This window comes from Nostoc sp. 'Peltigera membranacea cyanobiont' 210A, assembly GCF_002246015.1.
Taxonomy (GTDB): domain Bacteria; phylum Cyanobacteriota; class Cyanobacteriia; order Cyanobacteriales; family Nostocaceae; genus Nostoc.
In genome coordinates this window covers 691,156-716,032 of the sequence record NZ_NOLJ01000001.1, presented here as the reverse complement: position 1 = coordinate 716,032, position 24,877 = coordinate 691,156, and the positions used below count along the sequence as shown (strand labels likewise).

Here is a 24,877-nt window from a genome sequence, read left to right as displayed (position 1 = left end):
TTTCTTATAACATCATGACAAGTATCGTAAATATTGATTACTAGAACAAAATTACTATGGTGAAATTAATTAACTTCAAGTGGCAGCAGCTAATTCTCAGCTTAGGCTGCCTACTACTGATTATTGGCTGTCAGAGTTTATATCCCACTACTAATCCAGACGCTAAACCTCTCAAGGTGGCCACAGACCCCACCTTTGTCCCTTTTGAATTCCAAACAGCTGACGGTAAGTTAGAAGGTTTTGATATTGATTTAATGAATGCGATTGCTAAAGTAGCAGGTTTTGCAATCCAGTTTGAAAGTCTGCCCTTTGATGGCATGATCTCGACTTTGCAAGCTAAAAGAGTTGATGGAGCAATTAGTGGAATCACAATTACCGCCGAACGCCTGAAAACAATTGCTTTTTCACGACCTTATTTTAAAGCCGGACTTGCGATGTCTACGACGGGCTACGCCTACGCTGTCCGCGAAGACAATCAAAATATTAAAGACTTCAATAGTCTCAAAGGCAAAAAAATTGCTGTCCAAATTGGTTCCACTGGGGCAGATTTTGCCAAAACCATCTCCAACGCCAAAATTAGTACTTTTAATTCTGGGCCAGAATTTTTCCAAGACTTACTCAATGGCAACGTTGATGCTGTGGTTAGCGATGCTTTCGCTACTTTGTATGCGATTAAAAATGGCAAACTCAAAGGCATCAGAGTTGTTGCGGATTTGCTTACTCAAGAATACTACGGGATTGCTATGCCCAAGGATTCACCTCATTTGGATGCAATTAACAAAGGTATAGCGACTTTGTTATCCAATGGCACTTACAAGCAAATTTATCAAAAATGGTTTGATGCTGAACCTCCACAATTGCCAGACTCTTGACAATTGGGGATTGGGGATTGGGCATTGGGGATTGGGCATTGAGAAGAGACAAAGTAGACAAGGAAGAGGGGGGAGATAAGGGAGAGACTTGTTCAATAATTACCCCTTGTCCTCATTATCCCCCTTGTCCTCATTGTCCCCCTTGTCTCCTCATCTCCCCTGCTTCTTCCTCATCCCCGTCATCTTCTCCATTCCCTATGCCCCATGCCCCATTCCCCATTCCCCATTTATAAGGAATTAGCTGCCAATATATGAAATATTTATCTAAATATGCGTCACAATTAATACTGCCACCAAAATTCATTGAGAAACTACAATTTACTGTAGTCAGGGACAGCCAATTTTGGCACCTTGGATTTTAGTAGCTAGAAGCACCTTGGAACGAATGGGAATAAAGGAACTTCCACTATGCTGATTTGCCCTCAGTGTAAATTTGAAAACCCCAATAGTAATAAATTCTGTCAAAACTGTGGCACGTCCCTGACTCACAAGGTCTGTCCTGAATGCAGTACCGATGATGTACCTGTGAATGCACTACGTTGTTATAACTGTGACACAGAATGTGGAACAGTGTTTTGGGCAATTATTGCTAAAGAAACGACTGGGGAAGCTTTGAGAGTAGAAGGGGATGTAGGAGATGTGGGAGGTGAGGGAGATGAGCAAGCAATACCCTCCTCATCTCCTATTTCTCAAATTACATTAGGCTCCTATTTAGACTCCCAAGAGCGCTATCAATTGTTAGATACGCCACTTGCCCAGACGGAAACTGCCATTATTACTGATGTGGGTGTGAGAGTTCTAGACTGCCAGCCGTATCAAATATCACCGATTGAGGCAATCCTAGAAAGTCAGGAATCAGATTTGCTAACACCAGCAGTGGAAGCGAATGAGATTCCTCGCCTTGCTAAACTTTATATTGCTTTACAATCGCAAGGTGAGCGGGGGATACCGTCGATTCACGACGCATGGCAGCAAGGAGATATACAGGTATTAATAATCGAAAACCGCTCGGATTGGCAGTATTTACTCGACCTCTGGCAAGAAGAAACAACCAGTTCGTTAAAAATTCTACACTGGTGTTATGAAATGACCCGGCTTTGGGCAGTATTGGAACCAGTAAATTGTCGTCAAAGCCTTTTAGATTTGTCGAATTTGCGATTGGATGAAGACCAAACGTTGGCACTACAAAGGTTGTATGTGGAATTATCGAATTCTCAGCCCGCCACGGAGTCGCCAGAAGATGCCCCTCGCCAAACATCTACTATTCCAGAGGAGCCGTTAACTATCCAAACTTTGGGAAGAGTTTGGCAAGCACTATTTAGACAGTCGCAACGGACTCAATTTGGCTCTGTAGTCCAGATGTTGGGGGATTTAGAGGTAGGTAAGATTCAGACGATCGCCCAATTGCGATCGCGTTTGGAGGAAATTTCTATTGAACTGGAAGCACTAGGAACCGCAACTTTGCCGCCAATAGAGGAGAAAAATACTGCTGTGTCCACTATCCCGCAATCAGATGAGTTAGAAGATATCATTAGTAAAACTGATGATATGCCAACTGTTGTGCTGGCGATGCAGTTAAGCAGCTTAGAAGATGCAGGACGCACAGATGTGGGGCGTCAACGTCATCATAACGAGGACTGCTTTGGCATTGAAACCAAAATTCAGAAACTGGAGTTCCCTAAAAGTCGAGTCTTAGAAGGGCATGGTTTGTATATTCTTTGTGATGGTATGGGTGGACACGCTGGCGGCGAGATAGCCAGCGAGTTAGCAGTCAACACCCTACGGCAATACTTTCAAGAACACTGGATTGCCAACCAGCTGCCAACAGAAGATAGCATTCGTGAGGCAGTGTATTTAGCTAATGAGGCGATTTACAAGCTCAATCAACAAGATGCCCGTTCTGGAGTTGGGCGTATGGGTACAACTTTGGTAATGCTTTTAATTCAAGATACTCAAGCAGCAGTTGCTCATGTAGGAGATAGCCGTCTCTATCGCCTGACGCGCAAACAGGGACTAGAACAAGTCACAGTAGATCACGAAGTTGGGCAACGGGAAATTAACCGAGGAGTGGAAGCAAGCATAGCTTACGCCCGCCCAGATGCCTACCAACTTACCCAAGCCTTGGGGCCTCGTGATGAAAACTCGATTAATCCCGACGTAGGCTTTTTCGACATCAACGAAGATACTCTTCTGCTGTTGGCATCGGACGGTCTATCAGATAATGATTTACTAGAAACCCATTGGCAGACCCACTTACAACCCTTACTTAGTTCTGGTGCTAACTTAGAACGGGGTGTTACAGATTTAATTGATTTGGCAAATCAATACAACGGTCACGACAATATTACTGGTATACTTATTCGGGCAAAAGTACGTCCAAATCTAGAAAGTTGAAAATTAAGGGACTGGGGACTGGGGACTGGGAACTGGGAACTGGGAAATAATTTTTCTACTCTCCAATCCCTAATCCCTAATCCCCAATCCCCAATCCCTAATCCATTTACCTTATAGGTTGTATTGTGGTTAGTCTGACCCTGTTAGAACCGCAACAGAAAACGCCCCTCCAGCAGTGGAGCTTTGAGAACTCCTCCATAATTCGGATTGGTCGAGCGGCAGATAATCACGTTGTTTTAAATGATAGTTTAGTTTCGCGGCATCATCTAGAACTGAGAAAAGTCGGTGACGCTAGCAATGGCGATGCTTGGCAGCTGATTAGTCAAGGTACAAATGGGACTTTTCTCAACGGTATCCTTGTACTTCAGAGTCCGTTACCAGATAATTCCCTTTTGCAATTGGCACAGGGAGGCCCAATACTGCAATTCCAAATTCAGGAGGTAACAGTACTAGAAACTGGTTTGCGATCGCAACAACAAGGGACAGAAGAAAACGCCGCTGAGACACTTTACTCAGCAAGAAATCTGGCAAATTCATCCTCCACTTGCACGCACGAAGGCAACTCTCCAAACAATCTGTTTTGCATCCACTGCGGTCAACCTCTCTCAGTCCAACAGAGAATTCGCCATTATCAGGTGTTGCGAATTCTCGGACAAGGAGGTATGGGTACTACCTATCTGGCTTGGGATGAGGCTGGTGTGATTGCGGGTATGCCACAACTGCTGGTGTTGAAGCAAATGAATGCTGATATGCTGAAAATTGTCAAAGCTCAAGAGTTATTTGAGCGAGAGGCGCACACTCTCAAATCCCTTAACCATCCAGGAGTTCCCAAGTATTATGACTTCTTTGTAGAAGGCGGAAAAAAATACTTGGCAATGGAACTAATTCACGGACAAGATTTGGATAAACGCGTCTATACCACCGGCCCAGTGACACCAAACCAAGCGATCGCTTGGATGATCCAAACCTGCGATATTTTAGACTATCTTCATAGCCAAGAGCCTCCACTGATTCACCGCGATATCAAACCTGCCAATTTAATGGTGCGAAGTTCAGAAAATCGTATCGTGGTGCTAGATTTTGGCGCAGTTAAGGAAATTGGCACAGCGCCTGGTACTCGAATTGGTGCAGAAGGTTACTGCGCCCCTGAACAAGAACGAGGACAACCTTTGACTCAATCTGATTTGTATGCAATTGGGCCAACGCTGATTTTTTTGCTCACAGGCGAAAACCCGTTCAAGTATTACCGCCAACGAGGGCGAAACTTCAGGTTTGATGTGGCAAAAGTTCCCACCATTAGTTCCCAATTAAGAGATGTTATCGATCGCGTTACAGAACCATTGCCACGCGATCGCTATCAAAATGCAAAGGAATTGGCTGCGGCTTTAGCTGCTTGCAAAGTTTAGAGAGTCGGGAGTGTGTAGAGACGTGATTAATCGCGTCTAGGAAGTGGTGAATATTAAAAATTCCCATCCCTATTCCCTACTCCTCATCCCAAGTTTCTACAGCTAGCAATTCACTAACTGGGTCTTGCATACTAAAGCCAAAGTCTTGCAGTTCCTGTTTCCAGTGCTGCCATTCATTACCATAGAGCAGAGCGATTTTCCAGATGCTATCGCTTGGCTTGATAATATTCGATTCTATGAGTGATTGCACGTTGCGCTGCAATTTCACCATTGGGTGAATCACTTGCTGAGTCATAACCTCGATTGAATTCTGATTTTGTGGGTAAATGCTTAATTAAAACTGCTTTCCATTCTGCAATTGTTGCCGGCCCGTAGAGTGGTGTAATTTGGTAAAGCTAGTCTTAACTTTCTAACTATACCATAACAAACTCTACTAAGTTACTGGTAAATTCGGTTTTGTACGGTAATTACCACCAGAAAATCCCAATTTTACCAAGTAGTCCTTAAACTTTTTGCAGAAGCCAGACAAAAGTTTTGAGAGAAGGAGTAAGGGATGTTTATCTTTCCCCTTTTTTCTTTAACCTTTGCTCCTTTTGCTTTTCCTCTTTACCTGTACCTTTTTTCCGCAACAGTGCAACACTACCTTTCGTAAGATATCTATTGTGGAGGCCGAGCAGAATAATTAGTCCTCAGGGAAGTTCCACTAAGTAGCGTGACTGAGGACTACTGGGAAAATTCTGTTTGTTTAAATTAGGAAAAATATGCTTGCTTGTTGCAGTAGCTATAGGATACGAGCTAGTTTGAAAGTTTTTGACTGACAGGGAAATTTGCAATTGAGTAGAGATATCTAGTCTTTACTGTTGATTTAAATGTTATTTACATTATCGCAAACATCTGGCTTTAGGTAAAATAATTGCAAATCTTTATATAATTTTAATATTTTGCTCAGAGAATAAGACTTGTTAGGGCACAGGGTAGGGTTTTGCTTTGAGGTATAGGAGCGATGCCTACGGCGGTAAACTACGCATGGCAAAATTGGCAGTACAGCATAGGCTTACCATAAGGTTCTCTCGTCTTCAGAGTCAGCATTTGAAGTTTGTGTAAAAAATTTTTTGCGAGGATGTTAGTTTCTGTTGAGCAGATGGGTATCCTCAGAACGGGAGGCTTGCTGATACCTAAGTATTTACCACAGCAAGTATGTGAGGCATGGCTAGTTCAGACGAAGAATACCTAATTACCCGCAAAAAGCAGATTCAGCGGCGACAAAAGATCGTCACGATAGTGTCGATGTTCTCGTTTTTTGGTTCTACGGTATTTGCAGTTATTCCGGTAATCCAACAGGCTACTCAACCAAAGCCAGCAACTGCGTCTGCTTCTCCTGAGTCAGGATTAGAGCAACAGGTGCGCGGCTACGAGTTGGTTTTACAACGGGAACCAGAAAACCAACTTGCTTTAGAGAAACTGTCTGTGCTGCGGTTGCAATTGAAAGATACGAAAGGTGCGATGGAACCTTTGGAGAAGTTGGTGAAGTTGCACCCTGAGCGGCAAGATTACAAAGTTGTATTAGAGAAGATTAAGAAGCAAGAGGGAAATAGCGATCGCAGTACAAACAAGCCGCCAAAATCTAAGTAGCAATTTCACCTAAATATTGTTGGAAAATAATAATTTTGAGATTTCAAATAAATACAAGATGTTTAATGGCAAATCGATTTTAATCACTGGTGGTACAGGCTCCTTCGGCAAACAATTTGTGAAAACGATTCTCAGCCGATATCAGCCTCAGAAAGTCATAGTTTATTCACGGGATGAACTAAAGCAGTATGAGATGGCGCAGGAGTTTAATGCACCTGTGATGCGCTATTTCATTGGAGATGTGCGCGATCGCGATCGTTTGCATATGGCAATGCGGGGTGTAGATTATGTTATTCATGCTGCGGCACTCAAGCATATTCCTGCTGCTGAATATAACCCAATGGAATGTATTAAAACTAATATTTATGGGGCAAATAATGTCATTGATGTCGCTATTGAACAACAAGTAGAAAAGGTAATTGCCCTTTCAACAGATAAGGCAGTTAATCCAATTAATCTTTACGGTGCAACCAAACTAGCTGCGGATAAACTATTTGTGGCAGCTAATAATATTGTTGGGACAATGAAAACCCGCTTTGCTGTCGTTCGCTACGGTAATGTTGTCGGTTCAAGAGGCTCAGTTGTACCATTTTTTCAAAAACTGATTCGAGAAAAAGCCACAGAGATTCCGATTACAGATCCACGCATGACCCGCTTTTGGATTACCCTACAACAAGCTGTGGATTTAGTTTTCAATAGCTTTCAAAGAATGCACGGAGGAGAAATATTTGTCCCTAAAATTCCCTCAATGAAAATTACCGATTTGGCTGAAACACTCGCACCGGGAGTCCCAATTAAAATTGTTGGTATTAGACCAGGGGAAAAACTACATGAAGCCATGTTTCCTTCTGAAGCTTCACATTTAGCATTGGAGTTTCCTGACCATTATGTAATTAGACCAACTATTGAATATACCTATTCTGTTGATTACGCCTGTAACGCTTTGGGTGAAAAAGGAGTCCCCGTTCCTGAAGGGTTTGAGTATAGCTCAGAGATAAATACAGAATGGCTAAAAGGTTTCCAACTACTCGATATGCTGAAGCAATGAGTGACTACATTCCTTATGGAAGACAAGATATCAGTCAACAAGATATTGATGCCGTAATTGAAGTTTTGCGCTCAGACTGGATTACTCAAGGCCCAGCTATAGAGAGATTTGAGCAAGCTGTTGCCAACTACTGTGGAGCGAAATATGCTGTAGCGGTTTCTAGTGCGACAGCTGCATTACATATTGCTTGTCTTGCTGCTGGTTTGGGGCAAGGAGATATTCTCTGGACATCACCAAATACCTTTGTTGCCTCAGCTAATTGTGGACTTTACTGTGGTGCAAAGGTTGACTTTGTTGATATTGACCCAAATACCTACAATTTGAGCGTAGATGAATTAGAACGTAAGCTGACTGGGGCAGAAAAGCAAGGTTGTTTACCTAAAGTATTAATACCCGTACATTTTGCAGGGCAATCTTGTGAGATAGAACAAATTGCTGCTTTATCACAGCGTTATGGTTTCAAAATTATCGAAGATGCTTCTCATGCGATTGGCGGAAGCTATCAGCGACAACCTATTGGTTCCTGCCAATTTTCCGATATGGCGGCTTTTAGCTTTCATCCGGTAAAAATTATTACAACTGGTGAAGGCGGTATGGTGCTAACAAATCATCAGGAATTGTATCAGAGATTGATTAGATTGCGATCGCATGGCATAACTCGCAATCCAGATTTAATGCAAGGAGAATCTCACGGTTCTTGGTATTATCAGCAACTAGAATTAGGCTTCAACTATCGGATGACAGATATCCAAGCAGGTTTGGGTACTAGCCAAATGCAAAGGTTAAATGAGTTTGTGGAACGCCGTCGCTTTTTAGCTGAACGCTACAATCAGATGCTGCAAGATTTACCACTAGTCTTACCTTGGCAACATCCAGATACAATGTCTAGCTGGCATTTGTATGTGATGCTTTTGCAATTAAACAAAATTAGTAAAACTCACCGACAGGTGTTTGAAGAAATGCGTCGAGATGGAATTGGTGTTAATTTGCACTATATTCCGATTCATACTCAGCCATATTATCAAAAACTGGGTTTTAAGTTAGGAGATTTTCCAAATGCTGAGAGATATTACCAGGAAGCTATAAGTATTCCTATTTATTACGCATTAACTCAGAATGAGCAAGATAAAGTAGTAATGTCTATCAAAAAAACTTTACTATCAGAGAAGATTATGTCATGAAATTAGGTATTGGTACTGCACAATTTGGTTTAGATTATGGAATATCTAATAAAGAAGGAAAAACACCAACAGGGGAAGTAGCAAAAATATTAGCTCTAGCAGAAAAAAATGTAATTCAGGTTTTAGATACAGCCCCTGCTTATGGAACTAGTGAAGAGGTTTTGGGAAAGTTAATTCCTGATAATCACAACTTCAAAATTGTGACAAAGACTCCTAAATTTTCCCCAAATTGTATTACATATGATGATATTCAAATTTTAGAGAATACTTTCTATCAGTCTTTATCTACATTAAATCAACCCTCTGTTTATGGTTTATTGATACATCAAGCCAAAGATTTACTAGGAGATAATGGACCATATCTGATGGAGAAAATGCTCCATCTTAAAGACAAGAAATTTATCAATAAAATAGGAGTGTCTGTTTATTCTCAAGAAGAAATTGAAAGTGTTTTAGAAAAGTATGCAATAGATTTAATTCAGTTGCCTATTAACGTATTGGATCAAAGGCTATTACTAAATGGAAATTTAAGCTACCTTAAAAAAAATGGTATAGAAATTCATGCGCGTTCAATATTTTTTCAAGGTTTATTATTAATGGAGCCAGAATCTCTACCATCTTATTTTGATTCCATTAAAAATCATTTAAAAAAATATCATGAAATACTATTGCAGAATAATATCTCACCATTACAAGCATCTATAAGTTTCATTAAAAATATTAAAGAAATTGAATGTATGGTTATAGGTGTTAATAATTTACAACATTTGTCAGACATTTTATTAGCATTTGAAAATAATTTTTTTTTAAATGATGTATTCTTACAATTTGCTTTAACAAATAATTCTATCTTGAACCCTACGAATTGGAAATTTTAATATGAGCCAAGATCAGATTTTTTTAGAAGGTGAAGGCAATCAGTGGTTTAAACGCAATAAGGCTGTATTAATTGATTCTATTGAGATTGATTGGGCTTTGCATCTTATCGATTTATTAAAGCCAAAAAAAGAAATTAAAAATATTATTGATTTGGGTTGCGCTAATGGTTGGCGTCTTAATCAGCTAAGTGAAAAATTTGGAGATATAAATTTAGTTGGTATTGATGCAAGTTTGGAAGCAATCCAAGATGGTAAACAGCGTTATCCATATTTAAATTTATATCAAGGATTACTAACAAACATCCCTATTAACTATCAGTTTGATTTGGTAATAGTTGGTGCTGTAATGCACTGGATAGACCGTGAAAAGCTAGCTAAAACTATAGCTGAAATAGATAGATTGACCGCAGATGGTGGTATTTTACTTTTAGGCGATTTTTTACCAGATTGCCCTCAACGTCGCCACTATCACCACTTACCAAACGAACAAATTTATACTTATAAACAAGACTACGCCAAAATATTTGAGGCATTAGTAACTTATAAAGAAATTGCTAAAATCACATCCAATCACGATCAGCCAGAGTTGGCTATACAAGTTTGTGATTCCTCCTCAAGATGGGTTTGTACCCTTCTGCAAAAGTCTTTACAAGGTTTTTATCAGGAGGTCACATGATTTTAGCAATTCTGCAAGCACGGTTTTCTTCATCCCGCTTTAGGGGAAAGGTACTCAAGCCTATTCTTGGGGTACCGATGTTAGCACTACAAATTGAACGAATAAAGCGTGCAAAGCTGATTGATTATCTTCTAGTTGCCACAAGCAAGGATGTTACAGACGATGCTATTGAAAATTTGTGTATAAACATTAATGTAGGATGTTATCGCGGAAATTTAGAGGATGTCCTAGATCGCTTTTACCAAGCAGCTAAATTGAATTCTCCAGAGCATATAGTTAGGTTAACAGGTGATTGCCCACTAGCTGATCCAGAATTAATTGATGAAGTTATTAAGTTTTATTTAACTGGAGATTTTGATTATGCTAGTAATGCTCTTGAACCCACCTATCCAGATGGACTGGATGTAGAAATATGCCGTTTCAAATGCTTAGAGCAAGCTTGGAAAGAAGCCAAGCTGCCTTCACAAAGAGAGCATGTAACTCCTTTTATTAATCAACAGCCGCACCTTTTTCATATAGGAGTTTACAAAAATAATAGTAATTTGTCCCATTTACGCTGGACTGTTGATGAACAATTAGACTTTGATTTAATTGCAAATATTTACGAAGCTTTATATCCAAATAACCCTAAGTTTGCGACTCAAGATATTTTGGATTTTTTAGAAGTAAATTCCTATTTAAAAAATTTCAATACTTGCTATCAGCGTAACGAAGGTTGGCAAAAATCATTACTGGTTGATGAATTGTTTCTAAACAAGATTGGGGAAGATTAACTGTGTCAGAACGTTATTATAATTCTGAAATATTTTTGGCAAGAGCACTTCAAACTATACCATTGGGAACGCAAACCTTTAGTAAGAGTAGAACTCAATATCCCTTTGGTGTTTCTCCTTATTTTATACATAAAGGCTTTGGTAGCCATGTTTGGGATGTTGATGGGAATGAGTATATTGACTTCATCAATGGTTTAGCAGCCATAACACTTGGGTACAGTGACCCAGATGTAAATGCGGCGGTGCTTCAACAAATAGAAGAAGGAGTGCTTTTTTCCTTACCTCACCCCATTGAGATGCAGGTAGCTGAAAAACTGGTTGAGATAGTGCCTTGTGCTGAAATGGTACGCTTTGGCAAGAATGGTTCAGATGCAACATCAGGAGCAATTCGCTTAGCTAGGGCTTACACAGGACGAGATCATGTTGCTGTCTGTGGCTATCATGGTTGGCACGATTGGTATATTTCCTCTACTACGCGCAATCGAGGAGTACCAAAGTGTGTTCAAGCTTTGACTCACTCTTTTAATTACAATGACTTAGATTCATTGCATCAGATATTTACCCAGTACCCCAATGAAGTTGCTGCGGTAATAATGGAGCCGATGAATGTAGTTGAACCTAAAGAAGGCTTTTTAGAAGGCGTCAAACAGTTAGCTCATCAAAATGGCGCACTGCTAATTTTTGATGAAACGATTACAGGATTTCGTTTTGCAAATGGGGGCGCACAAGAATATTTCGGTGTCATCCCAGACCTAGCAACTTTTGGTAAAGGATTAGCCAATGGTTATCCTTTATCTGCTGTAACAGGTAAAGCGGAGATTATGCAGTTAATGGAGGAAGTCTTTTTCTCTTTTACATTTGGAGGTGAAACACTTTCTTTAGCAGCAGCTAAAGCAACAATGAATAAGTTGCAGCAGCTACCAGTTATTGAAACACTGAAAAAGCAGGGACAAAAAATAATATCAGGTGTGCAGCAGCTTCTTGAGCATTATCAAATCTCTCATATGTTATCTATATCTGGTCACTCTAGCTGGTCATTTTTACTTTTTAAAGAAGTAAATTTATATAGCCAATTGCAGATTAAAACCCTTTTTCTCCAAGAAATGTTTGCTAGAGGAATTTTGACCCTTGGAACTCACAATATGAGTTATTCTCATAATGATTCTGATGTAGAAACTCTACTAACAGCTTACACTCAAGTTTTTCAAATTTTAAAAGAGGTAGTTGACAATCAATCCTTAGAGAAATATCTCAAGTGCCAACCATTAGAACCGTTATTTAAAATCAGATGAATTTAGTTTTTCGTGTAGATGCATCTACCCAAATTGGTACTGGTCACTTAATGCGTTGTTTGGCATTAGCTCAAGCTTGGCAGAACACTGAAAAACAGGCAATTTTTTTAATGTCTAACTCAGTTCCTACGTTAGAACAGAGGCTGTTATCAGAGGGAATAAAAGTAGTTCACCTGTCAGTTGCTTGGGGAAGTATTGAGGATGCAAGGGAAACTGCTAGTTTTGCACGCCAGCTAGATGCAAATTGGTTAGTAGCAGATGGATACCACTTTGGTGCTGAGTATCAACGAGTAATCAAAGATGCTGGTCTAAGTCTGCTATGTATTGATGATTATGCACATGCAGACCACTACTATGCAGATCTGGTCTTAAATCAGAATATTTATGCTCATGAGGGGCTATACGCGAACCGAGAACCATATACTCAGCTTCTGCTAGGTCTGAAATACGCCCTATTACGCCGGGAGTTTTGGCAGTGGCGTGGGTGGGAAAGAGAGACCCCGACGATCGCTCGTAAGGTTTTGGTAACATTGGGCGGTAGCGATCCAGATAATGTAACTCTTAAAGTTATAAAAGCCCTGCAATTAGTAAAATTAGATGCCTTGGAAACTGTTGTAGTAGTGGGGGGAAGTAATCCTCATTATGAACAATTGCAATCAGCTTCCTTAGATTCAAGGTTTCCCATCCACTTGAAGAGGAATGTAACTAATATGCCCGAACTAATGGCTTGGGCTGATGTGGCGATCGCATCTGGTGGCTCTACTAGCTGGGAATTGGCTTTTATGGGTTTACCAAGTATTGTGTTAGTTTTGGCTGACAATCAACAAGCGATCGCACAAACACTTAATGATATGAGACTATGCTTTAATCTAGGAGAGTTTGAGGATATTTCAATAAGTGAAATATCAGAAGTAGTTTCACAATTATTGCTATCACCCCAGACTCGCTCAGACATTAGCAGATATGGTCAATTGTTAGTAGATGGTAAAGGAAGTATTCAAATAGTAACAAAATTAGTCAGTAAAATTTGCAATTTATGACAATACTATTATTAGGTTCTTATCGCCCAGAATTGATAGAAATTATTGCTTCTTTTGGCGATCAAGTTATCAATATTGAAAACAACATTAAATATAATTACAATACTTTAGAAAATATTGAGTTTATTGTTAGCTACGGATATAGATATATCTTAAACCAAGATGTTTTAGATAAGTTTCCTAATAAAGCTATTAATATTCACATATCGCTATTACCCTGGAACAGAGGTGCAGATCCGAATCTGTGGAGTTTTCTAGAGAATACTCCTAAAGGTGTGACTATTCACCATATGGATTGTGGAGTTGATACTGGTGAAATTCTGGTTCAAGAAAAAGTGAATTTTTCCACTGATGAGACATTAAGAACAAGCTATGAGAAATTGTCCATAGTCGCACAGGAGCTTTTTAGAAGATATTGGCTAGATATCCGAGAGGGAAGAATCAAATCACATCCTCAACCAAACTGGGGTTCATATCATCTTTTACGAGATCGTGTTCAGTATGAATATCTACTGACTAAAGGTTGGGATACACCTGTTTGTGAACTGATAGGTAAAGCTTTAAAAAGGTCGTGAGAATATGTTGCAGCGAAAGATCCAAATTGCTAATCATCGAATTAGCTTTGATCAGCCTCCGTTTATCGTGGCGGAATTATCAGGCAATCACAACCAATCATTAGAAGTGGCTCTAGAAATAGTTGATGCAGCAGCCAAGGCTGGGGTACACGCTCTCAAACTCCAGACCTATACAGCAGATAGTATGACCTTGGATATCCATGAGGGTGATTTTTATATTGATACGCCCAATAGTCTTTGGCATGGTAAATCGTTGTATCAGCTTTACCAACAGGCTTATACTCCTTGGGAATGGCATAAACCGATTTTTGACCGTTGCAAGGAACGAGGAATCATCTGCTTTAGTACTCCTTTTGATGCTACTGCTGTAGATTTTCTGGAATCCTTAGAGGTACCTTGCTATAAAATTGCCTCTTTTGAAAATACTGATTTACCTCTAATCCGTAAAGTTGCTACCACTGGTAAACCGATGATTATCTCTACTGGTATGGCGACAGTTTCGGAGTTAGACGAAACAGTGCGGACGGCGCGCGAATCGGGTTGTCAGGATTTAATACTACTCAAATGCACAAGTACTTATCCAGCAACACCAAAGGATAGTAACTTGTTGACTATTCCTCATCTGCGTGATTTGTTCAATGTACAGGTGGGTTTATCAGATCACTCGATGGGGATTGGTGTTGCTGTTGCGAGTGTTGCTTTAGGGGCGACATTTATTGAAAAGCACTTTACCCTCCGTCGGGCTGATCGTGGTGTTGATTCCGCTTTTTCAATGGAACCAGAAGAAATGCAGCAACTGGTTGTGGAAACTGAAAGAGCTTGGCAAGCATTGGGTAATATAAATTACGGCCCGACAGAAGCTGAGAAAGCATCATTAAACTTTAGGCGATCGCTCTACATTTCACAAGATATAAAAGCCGGAGATGTGTTAACACCGGAAAATTTGAGAGCGATACGTCCAGGATTTGGCTTACCACCTAAATATTATGAAGTTTTATTAGGCAAAAAAGTTACCAAAAACTTGAAAAGAGGCACTCCTTTAGAGTGGGAAATTCTCCTAGAGTAATTGCAAAAAAATTCCTTTTAGTTCTCAAAACAAGGAATAAGCTATTTACTAAGTAGAATTCCTTTACTTAGCTAGCCAACAGAGCTAATATTTATTGTCCGTTATTGAAAATTGTAAACAAAGGATTAGAGTAATGACTGAACTCAAAAAAATCATGTTTTTCACCCCCTATGCATGGTGGTCAGTTCATAGTCAAGTCGATGCAGTGGTTGCTTCAGCATTAAGGTTGCGGAATTGTGAGATTTTTGTAGTTGGTTGTGATGGAGTGTATAAAAATTGCAATCTTGCACATCTTGCAACTCAGACTGGTTACGAATATGCTGATGCTTGTCAAGCTTGTTCACAAAGTAGTAAACAGCTTTTGGCCTCATCTTTTAATTTACCTTATCTACAGTTGCGTGATTGGATTAGTGACAAGGACTACAACATTGCTAATCAATGGGTAGAAAATCTTGGAGAACAAGATTATAAAAATGCTGTCTATTTTGACTTACCAATTGGTAAATGGGTGACCTCATCTATTTGTACATATTTCAGAATATCTTCTGATATAGAACTGTCGAGACTAGAGGTGAGAAAAGTCCACAAACAATATTTAATTGATGGCTTCATAACTTATAAGGCTATTTCCAGATTATTAGATACTTACAATCCAACAAATTTATTTTTATTCAATGCTCGCTTTGCACCTTATAGAGTAGCATTTGAAGTGGCAAGGCAGCGCCAAATTGATGTGATCACCCATGAAAGAGGATATATCGGTGATAGCTTTTGTTTCTTTGATAATTCTAATTGTTTAAGCCCTAAGACCCCTCTTGATTGTGTAAGAAGCTGGAAAGATATTACCCTAAATCAGGAAGAAATTTTACAAGTTAAAAATTATTTTATCGAACGGGCAAATGGTCAGAATCTTAGTTGGCCATCTTTTTATGATTTCAATTCAAATCATACGAATATTCGTCAGCAATTAAGAATCCCCTTAGACGCAAAAATCATTACTGTTTTCACATCAAGCGAAGACGAACATGCAATGTCTGAAGATTATACCTTCATGGCAAGGCAACTAGATATGATTGAAAGCTTGATGGAAGTATTTAGGGATAGAGATGAATATTTAGTAATTCGTCATCATCCCTTTATCGCAGGTGCAGGAAGTAAAACATTCAAACATTCCACAGCATATGAATTTTTGTCAAGAGCTTATCAGCAAGTACTTTCTGCTCCTAAAAATGTGCGGATTATCATGCCATCTGAGCAGTTAACTTCATATGCTCTTTTATGGCATTCTGATGCAGCGATCGCTTTCTTTAGCACTGTAGCGCTTGAGGCAGCAGCTAGAGGTGTACCAACAGCAACATTTGAACAATCTCCATATCGGGGAGCAGTACAAAATTCTTTTCAAGAAATCAGTAAAGAATCTTTGGGAGAATTAGTCAATAAGCTACTTTCTGCATCTTCTCAAGCAACTGTCGAGGACTTGATCAAGTTGTATCGCTTCACTGATGCTTATTTCTTTAAGTTTTCTACTAAGTTTCGCTCAATTGGCATTAAAGACTATTATCTTCCAGATTTCAAGATTAAATCTTTAGATGATTTGAAGCCTGGTATTGATCCAGCTTTAGATAGAATTTGCAACAGAATTATACATAACACTTCTATCTACGATGTCCCAACCTATGAGCGTAAAAATAACCCAAATTTTGAGGAGTTGAATTTCTTTAGCAACGAGTTGCAAGAGATAGAAGAGTATCGTCAAAAAATTAAGTCTCAAGCTTTAGAAAGTAACGTTCTCTCTGCCAAACCCTCAGTAGCTATCATTCGTCTAAATTATACAAACGTTCCACAGACTGATAACCAGCTTTTACCAGCATGGAAGAATCAATCCCGGCATCAAAATCTGATTGTTTATGATTGTAATAATTTAGACTGGTATAACTACCAAGGCATCATAGATTCAATTATTAATTGTATTTCCCTGATTGAAGAAGAATATATTCTGATTACGAATGATTATATTCAGTATGACGAATCTTTCATTTCATCGGCTTTAGATATACTTTTGGCAGAAGAGCACAAAGAAACTGCCGGAGTTATATTTGGAGCTTGGATTGCATGTTCTAGTAGAATTAATCAAGAAATTTTTACAGAACGTGTACCAGCAAAAACCTATATAGAAGCTACAGAAATATTACCCTTACTAAAATTTCCCCAAAATTTGCTTTCTTTTGGACTAATACATAAAGATTTTTTGTTAAGGTTATTAACATCTGTTAAGTCAGCATCTAATCCCAGTCAATCTGGTGTAACTATCTTTAATATTCTCCAACAGCCAGAGATACAAAGAGTAGAGCTACCAATGTTAATTATTGAGGAATTAGATACTCATTTACATCAAGATATTTGGCAACAAGAAAATCAAATTCCTAAATTAAATACTTTGGCATCAGCACAATCAGATACTTATCCTTCAAAGAATCTAAATCAACATATCCTACTATACACAGACGATTTTAGTATTTATGGCGTTGGTCAATACAACCACTCTATTATTTGTGAATTAGCAAAATTAGGTTATCAAGTAACTTGTGTACAGACCCACACATCTAATCATCTCATTCAAGAACAACAAAAGTTAGGTATTCAGCATATATGGCTAAATTATAATAGCATTAACGAGTTTTCAAGAGCACTGTTGGATATATCAGATGCTCAAGAAATATTTCCTAAAATTAAACCTGACCTGATCATTTTTAGTGATTGCTGTCCCTTATCCAATTTAGCTGCTAAAAAAGTGGCTAAACAGATGGGGATACCATATATTATTGTCGATGGATGTGCTGTCCCCTATTTAGCAGAGCGATTTGCCTCATACTTGGAAGAATTAGAGCAAATTCATACTCAAGCGGGAGCATTCATTACTGTCTCAAATGAAAATTTGAATTTGTTACACCAGCTATTTAGACTTCCAAAAGACAAAGGACAAGTAATTTATAGCGGACGACCAGAACACTATTTTGCCCCTCCTAAACCATCTATTCGCGATCGCCTACGTCAAGAATATGGTATTCCTGCAAATGCAGTAATTTGTTTTACAGCGGCTCGCTTGGACGCAGGAAAAGGTTATCAGTACCAGCTAGAAGCAATTAAGCAGCTTATGCAAAGTGAATCGTGGCATAAGCTATATTTTGTATGGGCTGGTGATGGTGCCTTAGAAGCACAACTCAAGCAAGCAATCGAGCAATTAAGGATTAGCAATCATGTCAAACTTTTGGGTAACTGCACAAATATTGTAGAGTGGCTGGATACATCTGATATTTTTATTTTGCCTTCAGAATTTGAATCATTTGGATTAGCAATTGTAGAGGCAATGGCAAAAGGATTACCAGTTATCGCTTCGGCTGTAGGCGGTATTCCAGAAGTGCTTGGGGATGTGGGGAAACTTGTCTCTGACCCAAAAGTTGATCCCCAAGCTACGATTAAGGAAATGGCAAGAATAATTGAAGCTTGGTCTGTAAATCCAGAATTGCGTCGCTCAATTGGCCTGGCTGGTAAAAAGCGTGCAGAAGAAATGTTTAAGGAAGAACGGATGATCAAACAAACTGTGGAAGTAGTGGAACGCACACTATTGCCACTAAGAAATCAAGTTTCATCTTCTTTCGCAAATATTCCTCTTGTCTCTGTCATTATTTCCTGTTACAACCTAGCTGAGTTTTTACCCGAAACAGTGGCCAGTGTCATTGCTCAGACATACGAGAACTGGGAAATCATTATTGTTAATGATGGGAGTAAAGATAATACTAGTGAAGTCGCGCAACAGTTGATATCAACCTATTTTAATAAAAAGATACGACTTGTTGAGAAAGCAAACGGTGGGCCTGCTAGTGCTAGAAATACAGGTATCAAAGTATCTAATGGTGAATATATACTTCCATTAGATGCTGATGACAAGTTAAGCTCAACAGGTATTGAGAATCTGTTAAGTGTGGCATTAGATCAAGATTCCCCTTGTGTGGCATTTGGTTCCTATCAAATGTTTGGAATCGAAAATAAACTCATTGTCAGCACCGGCTTGTTTTCTAAAGAAAACATGAAGCGATTTGATATGATTCACAATTCTTCACTCTATTCAAAAAAAGTGTGGGATTTGGTTAACGGTTACAAAGAAGATGTTGCTTTAATTGGTTATGAAGATTGGGAATTTTGGCTGAATTGCTTAAAACATAAAATCAACTTCTATGGTACAAAAGAAATAGTAATATATTACCGCAGAAGTATTGATTCGACGGGAAATCGAGCTTTTACCCAACATCATAATAAGTTTGCCTTAATTGTTGCCTACAATTCTGAAATTTTCAACCCAACAATAATTAAAGAATCAGAAAATCTGTTGCTTTCATTTGGGTTGATTAAAAAGTCAAATAAACTTAGCAATGAATTAGGAGAGCTATTATTTCAAATAAATAGCTGCGTTAATCAGTATCAGCAACAACCAAGCAGCAACTCAGCAATAGCTAACCTCTGCCAAGCTCGCCAGAGATTTGCAGAAAAATTGCTCACTATACCAGCAGAAAAATTGATTGTTGATTACTCTGAATATATAAGTAATACACATCAAAAATTGCTAAATAGCGGTATTCAACATGAGTTGCTGACAGAGAAAGAGCAGAATTTTGTTAATACCCTATCAGATAATATTTCTAAAGATTTTGGCGAACCACAAGCTATCCAATACCTGTTAGCAGCAATGCTGTACCGTCGTGCTGACCAGCTACCACTACAACATGACTTAACTCATATTCCTCAATGGTTGCTAGCTGATTATCTGAAATTTATATTTGAATTTCCGCGCCTATTTCAAGAAAAGGGAGAGGCAGATAATTACTATCACTATTTACAACAATGGCTAGATTACTTAGAAGAAAACATATCCAGTAATCAAGAATCAGCATTATGGCAGTACATCGCCCAATTTTTCCTTCAAACTGCCAATTTCATCCCTCTATATTTCACTACAGAAAACTTAAAAGGGATTTATAGCAAACGCGCTGATATCATGGAATATACCTTGAAAACTCAAGGCAACGAAATCGACTACGACTTTTCAGAGCGATCGCCAGAACGCAAAAAAATTCGTCTAGGAGTTCTTGCTGGTCATTTTCAAGCAAGTACAGAAACCTTCCATACACTGCCAGCATACAAACATTTAGATTGGAATAATTTTGAAATTATTCTCTATACCCTAACTGCAAATAATAGTCGTTTAGAGCGTTATTGTACAGGTCATGTAGATGCTTTAGTTACTCTACCTCCAGACCTACAAGGTCAGGTACAAACGATTCGTGATGGAGATATTGATCTTCTCTTAATTGCGACGAACGTTACAGCAGTCACAAATCAGATTACATTACTTGCCTTGCATCGACTGGCAAGGGTACAGTTGACCTTTGGCTCTTGCCCTGCCACAACAGGCATACGAAACATTGACTATTTTATTTCTGGCAGTTTATCAGAACCTGTATCGGGCGGACAAGAACATTATAGGGAAAAGTTAGTAACTCTTGATGGAGTAGGTTACTGTTTTGATTACCCTTGTGAACTAGAGATCCTTAAAATTAAACCCAATCGAGAAAGCTGGGGTGCGACTGAAAAAACTGTTGTATTTACTTCGGGTGCTAATTGCTACAAGATCATTCCAGAACTGAGAGAAACTTGGGCAAAAATTCTTGCTGCTGTACCTGATTCAATTCTCGTTTTGTATCCATTTGCTCCTAGCTGGAGCGATTCTTATCCGGCTAATTCTTTCCTTAACCAAATGTATGCAGTTTTAGCTAGGTACAATGTTGAGAAAAGCCGTCTCATTGTTCTTGATGCGCTACCTAGTCGTGCCGATGTTAGAGAAGTTTTAAAGCTAGCTGATATATATTTAGATTCCTACCGACATTCAGGCGGTCATTCCCTTGTAGATGCTTTAGAGGTAGGATTAACAACTGTAGTTTTGGAAGGTGATGCTCTCAGGTCGAGACATGCAGCTGCCTACTTACGAGAAATCCAAATACCTGACTTAATAACAAACAACGAGATGGATTATATTAAGTTAGCGATCGCACTTGGCAATAACCCTAAATTACGCCAACAAAAGAGTGCCCAAATCAAGGAAAAAATGCAAGCTAATCCTAGTTTTCTAGATAGTCGCTCTTACTCAGCTAAAATAGGCAGCCTCTTCCAAGAACTATTTAGTAAATATCTTGCTGATACCCTGAGTCAAAATTTCCGCTTAGGAGATATTAACCTAATTATTTTCCCAGACTGGTCACAGCCAGAAGACTTACTATATCAAGATTTAGCAAGTGTCATTTCTACTCTTACTACTCACCCAGATAAAAGTAACATAACTCTCGTGATTGATACTCAAAATATTCCTGAGGAGGAAGCCGATATGCTTTTATCATCTTTGACTATGAATTTACTCATGGAAGATGATGTAGATATAACTGAGGGACCAGAAATTTCTTTGCTAGGTAAGTTAAGTGATGCACAATGGAAAACTCTTTTGCCTAGAATTCATACTCGAATTGCTTTAGCAACAGATAATCAACAGGCGATCGCACAAGCGAAAGCAGAAAATCTCCCATTCTGTGATGTAGATAGCTTGAGCGCATCTAAATTAGAGATGACACTTCTTTAACCCACTGCATATTCTGTAAACTTCCTCATGAAAGGAGACTGAAACCCTAACACAATGTCCTCTTTAGGAACTCCTATAGTAACTAAATTTGCTGCAATATCATCTTCTGTACCATTCCATTGAAGCCAAATTTTTTCACCCTTAATATCAATATGGATGATGCAGCTATGTACCCAATCTTGACCTTCCCAGCCTACATGGACTACCTGGTAATGGTCACGTTCTATATCAAAAATATTCTCAACTTCTATATTACTATCAGAGGGTTTTTGCTCACTATACTCCTGTAATATCTGCTGTACAATCTGGCGATAGTGGGCTAGTTTATCCATTTAAAAATAACCTCTTGCTCTACATCATAAATAATCATTTTGACTTGATTTTCTTCAATCATGGCTTGGGGAAAATCAAGTTTAAAAAATGTTTTATAAGTTGTCAAAGGTACTGCTAAATACAAAACACGCTCTGGCTGTCGTCGCCTTAATGCGCCTCTATAGTTGATAAACTGTCCCAATGCTGTATGAAATTCTGAGATTGCAGATGATTTCTCCAAAAAACTTTTAACTTCAACAGCAATTTTTTCTCCTTCCCGTTCTGCCGCAATGAGTTTTTCAGCAGCTAAATCAATAGAGACATTCACACCACCCACGCTAATTGAGAGCGGGTCATGAGTAATCTGCCAACCATCCTTCTGCAAAGCTTTTTTGACAACTTCATGAAAGACATCTTTAGCAGACATAAATATCTACAATAGTATTTCTTGTTTTTATATTACCTCTTACAGCAATTTTCAGGTAAATAGACCACGCGGTAGGGGCACAGCATTGCTCATACGTGTCAACATAGTAGCCAGGGCGAATAGAATTCGCGGCTACACAAACAAAGTCCACCTCCGTGGACTAATACAAAATCAAGGATTCTTAACCCACGGAGGCGGTCACTGAGCTTGTCGTTCGCGCAGCGTCTCGTAGAGAAGTGTGGGTTTTGCCTGTGTAGACGCGCTTTCTAACCGCCGATTTAATGTTAAGTTGACTTATTTGCCCTCAATATACCTTTGCCACATCTGCTCGTAAGCCTTTTCCATCTCACGGGTAAACTGTTTGCCATTCCACAACGGGGCTGTTTGCCGCGATGCTTTCAGCTTCAGAGTGACTTGCTGACGTAAAGCCTCATCTTTCCCCAAGCGCACACCCCATTCTATATACTCTTCATCAGTCCAGGCAATACCTTCTGTAATACCCGCATTCATCATCATGGTGTAGCTGTTACGCGCTGCAAATTGTTCGCCAACTCTTGTCACTAAAGGGATACCCATCCACAATGTTTCTAAGGTTGTTGTTGCTCCGTTGTAGGGAAATGTATCTAATACAATATCAGCAATGCCTAAATTAGCACGATGAACTGACTCTAAATGAACTTGTGGTAAAAATCGTAACCGAGAACAATCTACACCTTCTTCTTCGGCAATTTGATAAAAGAAGCGTTTAATTGTTTCCTCCTCAGAAAGCCCCTTGATCAAAAAGTAGCTGTTAGGTACTTGTTTGATAATTTGCATTTGCCACTTTGTCGTTTCTGGATGGCGCTTATATCCTCTTTGGGCGCTGAGATAGACAACGGCATCCATAGGAATATCCAAGTCATCGCGGCGGAGAGTTGGTACACCAACTTCAAAACCATCTACTGCTATATAAGTTTGGGGTAATCGCCATATTTTTTCTGTATAGTAATCTTGTGCATCATTTGGTAGTACATAAGGATCTGCGATAAAGTAATCAATTGCAGGTATACCTGATGCATCCCACCCCAGCCAAGTAACTTGAATTGGGGCTGGCTTGAGTGCCATTACTTCACTAGTGATATCTAGAGTGATGCTATCAAGGTCAATTAAAATATCAATTTCATCTTGATATATCTGGTCAGCAATTTCTAGACCATTCATACCTAATTGACGAGCTTTTCCTGCCTGACTTAAATACCATTCTTGGATATAGTCATTGACTAATGTGTAGTTAACAAAATAAGTATGAATATCAAATTTATCTCGATTATGATGTTGAAATAACCAGCGAGCTAGCCAACCAACAGAATGATTCCTTAAAGCGTAAGATACATAACCAATTTTTAATTTTTTCGGATGAGTTTTTAAAGATTGATGATTAATAATTTGACGAGCATAGTTTTTTCCTTCTGATTGGGCAAGAGCTTGAATATCATTATTAAAAATCTCAGCTACCTTGTTATGAATAGCTCGAAATTCAGCAGGAGCATCTTTAATGTGAGGTATCGCAAAAGATGGTGTAAGTAACCGTAATATTCTTCCCTCTTCTAAAAGAATTGGTTGAGCTTCAATAAACTGTTTAAATACAGTTTTCAATTCTTCACAAGTTGTACATATCTCTTGCCAATATCCCCCTGCTGACATTAGACCCCTTAACAGCAAGTGTAGGGCAAAAATTTTATCAGCCAAGCCTTCTGATAGTGAATAACATAACCTAGCTGTCTCTATTCCTTGAGAATAATTACGAGCATCTTGATAAAAGATCGCTAAATGCCGCAAAACTTCTACATTATCTGGCTCCAATCGTAAATGCAATTCTAGCAGACATGCTGCTAGTAAAGGTTGCCGCAAAGTATGACCAATTTTAAGAGCAGCAGGAAGCAGTATAGAGAAGCATTGATGAGGATTAGAGAAATAGGAAAGACTAGCTTCTATTAAATTTAGATTAATTGGATGTAAGGGAACAGTATTTAAAAGTTCTTTTAAAACTTGGATTAGTAATTCGGTATTTATTTCTATATCTTCTTTTGCCTTTAAGCTTTCAATTAATCCCCACTCATTCACATCATCAATTTCTTCAAACTTTTGCAATTTGATAGAAAGTATAAGAATTTGAAGCAAATTATTTATATAACTAGGATTAATTTCCCGAATATGCTGACGAATTAACCAAGCTAGAGAATATTCCCCCAGTGTTTCACGCCTTTCAGCTTCTATTCGCAAAAATTTAACTAGTTCATTTATCCAAATTGGTAACTGTTCTTCATCTGCCTCTGTCATTGGCAGCATCCAAGTCATTTGAGCTTCTGCTTCTTGCCCTTGTAATAGCATTAATAATCCTAAATGCCAATAATAGGAGATAGTATTTGATTCTATCGCTATTGCTTGCTCGTATAACTGTGCTGCTTGCAAATAGTTCTCTTCAATGAAGTATTGTTCAGCCTGATTTTGCCAATTATATATATCAGTAATCATTGTGATTCTCATAGAAAAAGGTATAGGCAATCTAATTGTGAATAAATCACAAAACTGAAATAAAGTGGATAGAAGAATCTACCCACTTGGGAAAATACGTAATTTA

At 38.8% G+C, this 24,877-nt stretch carries 19 protein-coding genes; 14 read left to right on the top strand and 5 right to left on the bottom strand.

The window, feature by feature from the left end:
* Positions 1–56: 56 nt before the first annotated feature.
* The gene (locus tag CDG76_RS03050; protein WP_223265109.1) at positions 57–872 is read left to right on the top strand and encodes a basic amino acid ABC transporter substrate-binding protein; all 816 of its coding nucleotides are present in this window, start codon (positions 57–59) and stop codon (positions 870–872) included.
* 130 nt (positions 873–1,002) lie between these two features.
* On the opposite strand, the gene CDG76_RS36975 is transcribed toward CDG76_RS03050, so the two are convergent.
* Positions 1,003–1,176: a hypothetical protein gene (locus tag CDG76_RS36975; RefSeq protein WP_190240737.1), complete on the bottom strand. Its 174-nt coding sequence runs from the start codon at positions 1,174–1,176 to the stop codon at positions 1,003–1,005.
* Between the two features lie 104 nt (positions 1,177–1,280).
* Between CDG76_RS36975 and CDG76_RS03045 the strand changes: the two genes are divergently transcribed.
* Positions 1,281–3,266, top strand: a complete 1,986-nt coding sequence (locus CDG76_RS03045; protein WP_094347583.1) for a serine/threonine phosphatase — start codon at positions 1,281–1,283, stop codon at positions 3,264–3,266.
* A 125-nt stretch (positions 3,267–3,391) separates the two neighbouring features.
* Positions 3,392–4,672, top strand: a complete 1,281-nt coding sequence (locus CDG76_RS03040; protein ID WP_094347582.1) for a protein kinase domain-containing protein — start codon at positions 3,392–3,394, stop codon at positions 4,670–4,672.
* A 76-nt stretch (positions 4,673–4,748) separates the two neighbouring features.
* Here the strand turns inward: CDG76_RS03040 and CDG76_RS03035 are convergent, their stop codons facing one another.
* Positions 4,749–4,967: a DUF4327 family protein gene (locus tag CDG76_RS03035; RefSeq protein ID WP_094347581.1), complete on the bottom strand. Its 219-nt coding sequence runs from the start codon at positions 4,965–4,967 to the stop codon at positions 4,749–4,751.
* 911 nt (positions 4,968–5,878) lie between these two features.
* Between CDG76_RS03035 and CDG76_RS03030 the strand changes: the two genes are divergently transcribed.
* The 11 genes from CDG76_RS03030 to CDG76_RS02980 all read left to right on the top strand — a co-directional run bounded on the left by CDG76_RS03030 (position 5,879) and on the right by CDG76_RS02980 (position 21,518).
* The gene (locus tag CDG76_RS03030; RefSeq protein ID WP_094347580.1) at positions 5,879–6,304 is read left to right on the top strand and encodes a tetratricopeptide repeat protein; all 426 of its coding nucleotides are present in this window, start codon (positions 5,879–5,881) and stop codon (positions 6,302–6,304) included.
* A gap of 58 nt (positions 6,305–6,362) precedes the next feature.
* Positions 6,363–7,352 carry a UDP-N-acetylglucosamine 4,6-dehydratase (inverting) gene (gene pseB, locus CDG76_RS03025; RefSeq protein WP_094347579.1) on the top strand — a complete coding sequence of 330 codons (990 nt, stop codon included), beginning with the start codon at positions 6,363–6,365 and terminating at the stop codon, positions 7,350–7,352.
* Positions 7,310–8,533 carry a UDP-4-amino-4,6-dideoxy-N-acetyl-beta-L-altrosamine transaminase gene (gene pseC / locus CDG76_RS03020; RefSeq protein WP_223265108.1) on the top strand — a complete coding sequence of 408 codons (1,224 nt, stop codon included), beginning with the start codon at positions 7,310–7,312 and terminating at the stop codon, positions 8,531–8,533. Before pseB ends, pseC begins: the two co-directional genes overlap by 43 nt.
* Positions 8,530–9,411, top strand: a complete 882-nt coding sequence (locus CDG76_RS03015) for an aldo/keto reductase (RefSeq protein ID WP_094347577.1) — start codon at positions 8,530–8,532, stop codon at positions 9,409–9,411. The genes pseC and CDG76_RS03015 overlap by 4 nt, the downstream gene beginning before the upstream one ends.
* 1 nt (position 9,412) lies before the next feature.
* Entirely contained in the window at positions 9,413–10,087 is a 675-nt protein-coding gene (locus CDG76_RS03010; RefSeq protein ID WP_094347576.1) for a class I SAM-dependent methyltransferase, read from the top strand.
* Positions 10,084–10,860: a cytidylyltransferase domain-containing protein gene (locus CDG76_RS03005; protein WP_094347575.1), complete on the top strand. Its 777-nt coding sequence runs from the start codon at positions 10,084–10,086 to the stop codon at positions 10,858–10,860. The genes CDG76_RS03010 and CDG76_RS03005 overlap by 4 nt, the downstream gene beginning before the upstream one ends.
* Positions 10,861–10,862: 2 nt before the next feature.
* Positions 10,863–12,152, top strand: coding sequence for an aminotransferase class III-fold pyridoxal phosphate-dependent enzyme (locus CDG76_RS03000; RefSeq protein ID WP_094347574.1), 1,290 nt, complete (start codon positions 10,863–10,865; stop codon positions 12,150–12,152).
* Positions 12,149–13,192: a UDP-2,4-diacetamido-2,4,6-trideoxy-beta-L-altropyranose hydrolase gene (gene pseG, locus CDG76_RS02995; protein ID WP_094347573.1), complete on the top strand. Its 1,044-nt coding sequence runs from the start codon at positions 12,149–12,151 to the stop codon at positions 13,190–13,192. Before CDG76_RS03000 ends, pseG begins: the two co-directional genes overlap by 4 nt.
* On the top strand, positions 13,189–13,767 hold the full coding sequence (locus CDG76_RS02990; RefSeq protein WP_094347572.1) for a formyltransferase family protein: 579 nt from the start codon (positions 13,189–13,191) through the stop codon (positions 13,765–13,767). Before pseG ends, CDG76_RS02990 begins: the two co-directional genes overlap by 4 nt.
* 4 nt (positions 13,768–13,771) lie before the next feature.
* Positions 13,772–14,833: a pseudaminic acid synthase gene (pseI, locus tag CDG76_RS02985; RefSeq protein ID WP_094347571.1), complete on the top strand. Its 1,062-nt coding sequence runs from the start codon at positions 13,772–13,774 to the stop codon at positions 14,831–14,833.
* A 133-nt stretch (positions 14,834–14,966) separates the two neighbouring features.
* Positions 14,967–21,518 (top strand): glycosyltransferase, encoded by a 6,552-nt coding sequence (locus tag CDG76_RS02980; protein ID WP_094347570.1) that lies wholly within the window; start codon positions 14,967–14,969, stop codon positions 21,516–21,518.
* On the opposite strand, the gene CDG76_RS02975 is transcribed toward CDG76_RS02980, so the two are convergent.
* The 3 genes from CDG76_RS02975 to CDG76_RS02965 form a co-directional block, all read right to left on the bottom strand.
* The gene (locus CDG76_RS02975; RefSeq protein WP_094347569.1) at positions 21,515–21,850 is read right to left on the bottom strand and encodes a XisI protein; all 336 of its coding nucleotides are present in this window, start codon (positions 21,848–21,850) and stop codon (positions 21,515–21,517) included. The two genes, CDG76_RS02980 and CDG76_RS02975, sit on opposite strands and share 4 nt — an antisense overlap.
* On the bottom strand, positions 21,838–22,257 hold the full coding sequence (locus tag CDG76_RS02970) for a XisH family protein (protein ID WP_094347568.1): 420 nt from the start codon (positions 22,255–22,257) through the stop codon (positions 21,838–21,840). The genes CDG76_RS02975 and CDG76_RS02970 overlap by 13 nt, the downstream gene beginning before the upstream one ends.
* Positions 22,258–22,551: 294 nt before the next feature.
* Positions 22,552–24,771, bottom strand: coding sequence for an O-linked N-acetylglucosamine transferase, SPINDLY family protein (locus CDG76_RS02965; protein ID WP_094347567.1), 2,220 nt, complete (start codon positions 24,769–24,771; stop codon positions 22,552–22,554).
* Positions 24,772–24,877 lie beyond the last annotated feature (106 nt).

Excerpts from the sequence above, each read along its gene's own strand:
- CDG76_RS03015 (WP_094347577.1), top strand. The coding sequence starts at position 8,530 with ATGAAATTAGGTATTGGTACTGCACAATTTGGTTTAGATTATGGAATA.
- CDG76_RS02965 (WP_094347567.1), bottom strand. The coding sequence starts at position 24,771 with ATGATTACTGATATATATAATTGGCAAAATCAGGCTGAACAATACTTC.
- CDG76_RS02990 (WP_094347572.1), top strand. The coding sequence starts at position 13,189 with ATGACAATACTATTATTAGGTTCTTATCGCCCAGAATTGATAGAAATT.
- CDG76_RS03010 (WP_094347576.1), top strand. The coding sequence starts at position 9,413 with ATGAGCCAAGATCAGATTTTTTTAGAAGGTGAAGGCAATCAGTGGTTT.
- pseG (WP_094347573.1), top strand. The coding sequence starts at position 12,149 with ATGAATTTAGTTTTTCGTGTAGATGCATCTACCCAAATTGGTACTGGT.
- pseI (WP_094347571.1), top strand. The coding sequence starts at position 13,772 with ATGTTGCAGCGAAAGATCCAAATTGCTAATCATCGAATTAGCTTTGAT.
- CDG76_RS03035 (WP_094347581.1), bottom strand. The coding sequence starts at position 4,967 with ATGACTCAGCAAGTGATTCACCCAATGGTGAAATTGCAGCGCAACGTG.
- CDG76_RS03030 (WP_094347580.1), top strand. The coding sequence starts at position 5,879 with ATGGCTAGTTCAGACGAAGAATACCTAATTACCCGCAAAAAGCAGATT.
- pseB (WP_094347579.1), top strand. The coding sequence starts at position 6,363 with ATGTTTAATGGCAAATCGATTTTAATCACTGGTGGTACAGGCTCCTTC.
- CDG76_RS03045 (WP_094347583.1), top strand. The coding sequence starts at position 1,281 with ATGCTGATTTGCCCTCAGTGTAAATTTGAAAACCCCAATAGTAATAAA.
- CDG76_RS02980 (WP_094347570.1), top strand. The coding sequence starts at position 14,967 with ATGACTGAACTCAAAAAAATCATGTTTTTCACCCCCTATGCATGGTGG.
- CDG76_RS02975 (WP_094347569.1), bottom strand. The coding sequence starts at position 21,850 with ATGGATAAACTAGCCCACTATCGCCAGATTGTACAGCAGATATTACAG.
- CDG76_RS36975 (WP_190240737.1), bottom strand. The coding sequence starts at position 1,176 with ATGAATTTTGGTGGCAGTATTAATTGTGACGCATATTTAGATAAATAT.
- pseC (WP_223265108.1), top strand. The coding sequence starts at position 7,310 with ATGGCTAAAAGGTTTCCAACTACTCGATATGCTGAAGCAATGAGTGAC.
- CDG76_RS03050 (WP_223265109.1), top strand. The coding sequence starts at position 57 with ATGGTGAAATTAATTAACTTCAAGTGGCAGCAGCTAATTCTCAGCTTA.
- CDG76_RS03005 (WP_094347575.1), top strand. The coding sequence starts at position 10,084 with ATGATTTTAGCAATTCTGCAAGCACGGTTTTCTTCATCCCGCTTTAGG.
- CDG76_RS02970 (WP_094347568.1), bottom strand. The coding sequence starts at position 22,257 with ATGTCTGCTAAAGATGTCTTTCATGAAGTTGTCAAAAAAGCTTTGCAG.